Annotated in this window: 5 protein-coding genes; 3 read left to right on the top strand and 2 right to left on the bottom strand. The window is 55.1% G+C overall.

Features of this window, described 5'->3' with window-relative positions:
* Window positions 1-65: 65 nt before the first annotated feature.
* A complete protein-coding gene (locus I9182_RS20265) occupies window positions 66-953 on the bottom strand; it encodes an AraC family transcriptional regulator (RefSeq protein ID WP_209599466.1) in 888 nt (295 codons plus the stop codon).
* Window positions 954-1,278: 325 nt separating this feature from the next.
* On the opposite strand from I9182_RS20265, the gene I9182_RS20260 reads away from it, so the two are divergent.
* The 3 genes from I9182_RS20260 to I9182_RS20250 all read left to right on the top strand — a co-directional run bounded on the left by I9182_RS20260 (window position 1,279) and on the right by I9182_RS20250 (window position 4,759).
* Window positions 1,279-2,712, top strand: a complete 1,434-nt coding sequence (locus tag I9182_RS20260; RefSeq protein ID WP_209599465.1) for an amidohydrolase family protein — start codon at window positions 1,279-1,281, stop codon at window positions 2,710-2,712.
* A gap of 104 nt (window positions 2,713-2,816) precedes the next feature.
* Complete coding sequence (locus tag I9182_RS20255; RefSeq protein WP_245222764.1) at window positions 2,817-3,584, top strand: DUF3299 domain-containing protein; 768 nt, start codon at window positions 2,817-2,819, stop codon at window positions 3,582-3,584.
* Between the two features lie 206 nt (window positions 3,585-3,790).
* A complete protein-coding gene (locus I9182_RS20250) occupies window positions 3,791-4,759 on the top strand; it encodes a carbohydrate porin (protein WP_348540416.1) in 969 nt (322 codons plus the stop codon).
* Between the two features lie 157 nt (window positions 4,760-4,916).
* On the opposite strand, the gene I9182_RS20245 is transcribed toward I9182_RS20250, so the two are convergent.
* On the bottom strand, window positions 4,917-5,492 hold the full coding sequence (locus tag I9182_RS20245) for a TetR/AcrR family transcriptional regulator (RefSeq protein ID WP_348540417.1): 576 nt from the start codon (window positions 5,490-5,492) through the stop codon (window positions 4,917-4,919).
* Window positions 5,493-5,726: the final 234 nt, after the last annotated feature.

The following is a 5,726-nucleotide window of genomic DNA, read 5'->3' as shown; positions in this document are numbered from 1 at the left end:
AACGGAAAGTGGCCTAAACGAGCACTTGGGGCGGCACAAAAATGGGACAGGTCCATGTTTTGAGTTTAGACGCCTCTCCTGAATTGAGATGGTGTCATTCCTGTGCTTCTGATGAAAGCTCGCGTGAAATGCGCCTGGTTGGAGTAACCCAAGGATTTCGATATCTCAAATATCGTTAACTCTGGCACCTTTAGCATGTCTATTGCGGCTTTTGTCCGTTCCCCGGACAGAATTTCAGAAAAGCTGGTCCCTTCTTTTTGAAGATCGCGCTGCAGGTGACGGTCACTCAGGCCAAGCAACCGCGCAATGAATTGCAGAGACAAGCGAGAATCGTGGAGGTAGGTGCAGACCAGCGCGGCAATGGCGCGCGTCGTGGGAACCATCTGATCATGCGTGGCAGGACCGGGCAAAACGACGGCCTCTGAAACCATTTCCCCGCGTTCGATGTGGATTTCCGTGACCGGCTGAGCAAACCGAAGTCTTGCTTCCGCGGATTGGGCAAGCCATTCGAGGTCGAGGTGATGATCCGACTGTAGGTTCAGCCTCTTCGGAGCCCAGGACGGCCCCAGTGCACTCCGGACGGTTTCTAGCATGAGTTGAAGAACATAAAGTTCAACCTGCCGGACCTGCTCGCGATCGCCAACAATGGCGTTGCGGCCGAAAACCAGACCATTCCAGACCGGGCGAACAAAGAAATCGGCTCTGCTGTATTCCAGCTTTGCCATATTGCAGAAGGTGACCAAGCGTTCGATAAGTGTTTTCTGATCATAAAGTTGCCGCAGGGTACCATGCATCTGCACGCTGGAAACGGATCCGGCATCAAAGCCGATGTCGAATTTTCCGGTACTCGTTGCGGCTTCGCTTGCGATTGTCCAGAGTTGGTGCTCCGCGATCATCAACTCCGGTTCTTGCATCATACGTTCGTCGATATCGACAGCTTGCAGGAGTTTCATTGGGTCACAGCCAGCGTCTTCGCAGGCAATTGCGAAGTTCAGCGCGTACCTAAGTTTTACGACTGCGACCAACACCTTCCACCATTATCGGAGCGCACACGACGCAGTATCGCAAGGCATTTACCATTTTGCGACCGCAAATTTACCATTTCATCCTAAAACCGGAATACTGTTAGGCGGCCTCTTTCGCACCTAGTACGCTTTTAGTGCGAGGAGCTAACATTGCCGCCTATGATTATTCTGTGCGCGAGGCACTCAAAAAAGTAATCGATGGTCGGCCGAGGCTCCCACATGCCGAAACAAGACCAGGGGAGTCCGACAAATCATGTCCAAGACAATAACCGCAACGGCGGTCGTTGCAGTGCTAGCGATCGCGTCACCTGCGGCTTCGCAGGATAATACGCCGCCGCCGATCCTGTTCACCAATGCGAACGTGTTCGACGGTTTCAGCCCCGATCTGATCGAAGGCGCGAACGTTCTAGTAGAAGGCAACGCGATCACGCAGGTTTCGACCGACCCCATCGATGCGCCGAACGCATTTGTCGTCGATGTCGGTGGCAAGACGATGACGCCCGGTTTCATCGATATGCACCAGCACGTGATGCTGAACCCGCCGGAGGGGACGGCCGCCTATCAGACCCGCTGGGACGATGCGGCGGGCGGCGCCATCGCGCTTCAGTACATGAACGATCACATGCTGATGAAGGGGATCACCACGGTTCGGGACATCGCCGGCGATCCTTTGGATATCGCCAAGGCCATCGACATGGGCCTGGTCCGGGGGCCGCGTGTCTACTCGTCGGGCGGCGCCATCGGCCAGACCGGTGGCCACAGCGACTGGGCGGGGCGCAACGTGCCGCCGGCCACGCTCGAGAACGGTCAGGACATGGGGCAGCTGACATCGAATACATGGGTGACCGATGGGGTCGATGATGTGACCCGGGCGGCGCGCCTGAACTTCCGGCGCGGCGCGGCGTTTCTCAAGGTCATGGGCGGCGGCGGCGTGGCCAGCGAATTCGATCCGCTCGAGATCCTCGGGCTTGCCGAGGACGAGGTCGCCCGGGCCGTTGAGATTGCAAGGGACAATGGCACTTATGTCGCCGTGCATGCCTATCATGACGAGAGCTACGACCGGCACCTGCGGCTCGGCACCCGCTCGTTCGAGCATGGCTTCCTGATCTCGGAGGACATGGTCAAGCGCATGGTGGCGAAATACAACGAAACGAAAGATATCGTCTGGAGTTTCCAGTGTTATGTCAGCGTGAATACCTTCGGCTCCTACGAGAGCATGCCGGCCTTCTTCACGCACGAGCAGAAACTCAAGGGCGTGGCGGTTGGCGAAGGCGTACGCGCCATGTCCAAATGGATGAACGACTATGGCATGTTCATCATCGGAGGCTCGGACATGTTCAGCCCCGGCCTGGTTGAGAAGATCAAGGAGGACATCGTGTGCCCCACGTCGGTCGGGTTCAGCCCGGCACAAGCGCTGAAGCACTACACGGGCAACGCGGGTATCGTGCTGAAATGGTCCGGGCCCAAAGATCCCTATCCGACCTATCACCTCGGCCGGATCGCGCCGGACAGCTATGCCGACATCCTGATCTGGGACGGCAACCCGCTGGAGGACATCAACCTGATCCTCGACGAGAGCAAACTGCAACTCGTTATGAAGGATGGCCGCGCCTACAAGAATACGATGGTCGAGAGCGACAGCATTATGTACCGACCGGCAGTTCGTGAACCAGCTGTTTATCCATAAACATTTGAATTGGGTGGTGTGATGTACACGAACACGCTGACCCGATGATCCTGCGGGGCGGTTTTCTACCTCGGCCGCCCCGCGAAACACTTTTGGAGAAAGAGATGCATCGTTTGCTGACTATGATCATTCTGACGCTGTTTGTTCCGCTCGCCGCGCCCGCTACGGCTGAGCAGATCGCCTGGCAGGATCTGATCGATCCGTCGGCACAAACCTATGAGGATCCTTTTGAGGATTTGAACTATCAACAGATCGAATCCTTGCGGGCGATCGTACGAAACAGGGAGCTGCTGAACGACGCCACTCTCAGCGAGGCTCAGATGGCCGACGGTGCCGCAAAAATCAATGCGGCACTTGAGGAACTGTCTGAAGACGGGATTGATGCAGATTGGCTGATCGACCAACGCTGGACCGTCGCCGACCGGCGCAAGAAAGCAGCAACAGCGGCTAATCCGAACCTTGATGGTCAAATCGTTACATTGGCGGGTTACGCTATCCCAGCGCCTTTCGAAGCGGACGGGACCACTGTCGTCTACCTCGTTCCCATACGCGGCATGTGCAGCCATACCCCACCGCCAAACGCCAATCAGATGATCCGGGCGCGAGTATTTGACGACTGGAGCCCCACTACTATGCACGAACCGGTGCGGCTGACAGGCAAACTGTCAATTGAAGAAACAAATTACACTTTCCGCATCGTAGACGGCAATGTGCCAATGAGCTCCAGCTATGTTTTGGAGGTCTCGCAGACTGAAACGATGCGAGATCTGATGACCAGCACGCCAACAACAAATGATTGGGCGGCATCGATTGCTGATCGCATCCTTGCAGCGGGTCATCGCAAGACCGGCGGGGCAAAGGCGTCTGAATGATAAGACTTCTCGTTGTCACATTGAGTGTTGCGGTTGCTGGCGCTGCCTCGGCACAAGGACTGTCTGGGCCTTCTTCGGTCGAGGCTGATCTACAGCCCGGAGATGGACTGACCGACCCACAGTACCGTTCCGATTTTCCACGCAACATCGCTCCGGGTTGGTTTCAGTGGAAAGACCGGCTGGCTGAGGGTGGGTTTCGGTTCAACGTGGATTACTTGGCACTGGGCCAAACCACGAATGCAGATTTGGGAACTGGTGAAGCCGCAAGTGGAATCGCTCGTTTCTACGGAAGTTGGCAGGCAACTGAACGGGGTTCCCTGACATTCAAGATTGAAAACCGGCACAGCTATACCGATGTTGCCCCACAGTTTCTCGGGCTGGATGGCGGAGCGCTTTCGATCACTGGGACGGCCTTCAACGATAATGGTTTGTTATTGACCAACCTGTTCTGGACCCAAAGGGCCGAGAACGGTTCGTGGACGCTGCAAGTCGGGCAGATTGATGTAACCGACTTTGTGGATATTTACGGGTTGGTAAGCCCCTACAGTGGTTTCCAAAACCTGTCCTTCAACACCAACCCGACGATTAACACGCCCAACCAAGGCATTGGCATTGCCGGTGGGGTAAAGCTGAGCGATAACCTTTACGCCGTCGCGAGCGTCTCAGACGCAAATGCCGACCCGTCTGATCCAAACTTTGATGTGTTCAGCGATGGTAATTTATTCAAATCACTCGAACTCGGCTACACTTCTGGCTTTGATCGCATCTACTTCGACAATATCCATCTGACCCTCTGGCATGCGGACGCGGCTGATGATGGTAGCCGTCCAGAAGATTACGGCGCCGCGTTTTCTGCTGCATGGTTTGTTGACAATAAGTGGATGCCATTCTTTCGGGCAGGCGCCTCAAAAGGGACAGCAGCACTCTATGATCGGTCCATTTCTGCCGGTATCGGCTATTACGGTCACAATACCGATTTGGCCGGGCTGGGTCTGAACTGGGCTGAGGCAAGAGGCAAAGACGGCGATCAGTTCACGCTTGAAGCATTCTATCGCTTTTCAATCTCACCCGGGCTGCAGATCACGCCGTCGATACAATTCATCTCCAACCCGCTTCTGAACCCTGACCAGGATAGCATTACTCTGTTTGGTTTAAGAACCCGGATTGTTTTCTAGCACGGGGTGATCGCACTCGGAAAAGATTTGTGTCAAAGGGCGATTGAGGTAGAACAACAGGACTTTGCAAAGTCTACTTTTTCTGCGCGTTGCAGTCAATCAGGCCATCTTCAGCGAATGACCGCAAAGAGCCCAGACTGACCACTCAATTTAGCTCTCAAATTTCGCGCTGGCTCGGACGGCTTTTGGTTCCCAGCACAACTCTCAGTACGCGTGCAATCTCCTGTTCAGGCGCTGCATAGATGCCATGTGATTTCTTGTTTCGCCCGATGAACAAAGTAAGCCCTTCAATTGCTGCAGTGACGTGAAGAGCTAGTGACTCGCAGTCTTCTGGTGGCCAGTCTGGACGGCTGGCTCCGATCAGCCCTGCAATCACCTGTCGCTCAAGCTCGTGGATTTTGTCCATCAGTTCTGCCGCAGCGCCGTCATGTAATGAACGCGCCCAGAGTTGCGGGAAGAACGCAATCTCCGGTCGGCGCAAGTCTTGAACTAGAAGTGTCACCACCCTTTCGAGTGCAGTCTGGGGTTTCGCTTCATTCATTTGCAGACACATCAGTATGTCATCCGCATAGTTCGCGAGTTGATCACGAACCAGGCTGTCGAGAAGTTCTGACTTGGTCTTGTAGTGATACGTCAGATTTCCAACGCGCATATCCAAGGCGTTTGCCAGATTGCGCATCGTGTAGTCTTCTGCTCGGGTGCCGATGAATAGGGCAAAAGCCGCATCAAGTATCCGCCGTTTGGTGCTGTCACCACTGGAAAGCCCGCGGGTTTCTTTTGGGACCGCATCTGTTCGGCCTCCTTGGTCAATCGTGGATTACAACGAAAATAGAGAAGACGGTGCACTAGCCTTTGACGCAAATCAATGATGGAGTCGTTCATTCGCTCGATCACGACGAATGTCCTATTTGCGGATGGGGTGGATGGCGTCTGCAGCCAACCGTCGCGCTTTGCGGCAAACTGCAGA

It is taken from the genome of Ruegeria sp. HKCCSP351 (genome assembly GCF_017872535.1).
In the GTDB taxonomy this organism is placed as follows: domain Bacteria; phylum Pseudomonadota; class Alphaproteobacteria; order Rhodobacterales; family Rhodobacteraceae; genus Ruegeria.
This window is presented reverse-complemented; position numbering and strand designations above follow the sequence as displayed.

What these genes read in the sequence shown, in the direction of transcription:
- I9182_RS20255 (WP_245222764.1), top strand. Translation starts at nt 2,817, where the DNA reads ATGCATCGTTTGCTGACTATGATCATTCTGACGCTGTTTGTTCCGCTC.
- I9182_RS20265 (WP_209599466.1), bottom strand. Translation starts at nt 953, where the DNA reads ATGAAACTCCTGCAAGCTGTCGATATCGACGAACGTATGATGCAAGAA.
- I9182_RS20260 (WP_209599465.1), top strand. Translation starts at nt 1,279, where the DNA reads ATGTCCAAGACAATAACCGCAACGGCGGTCGTTGCAGTGCTAGCGATC.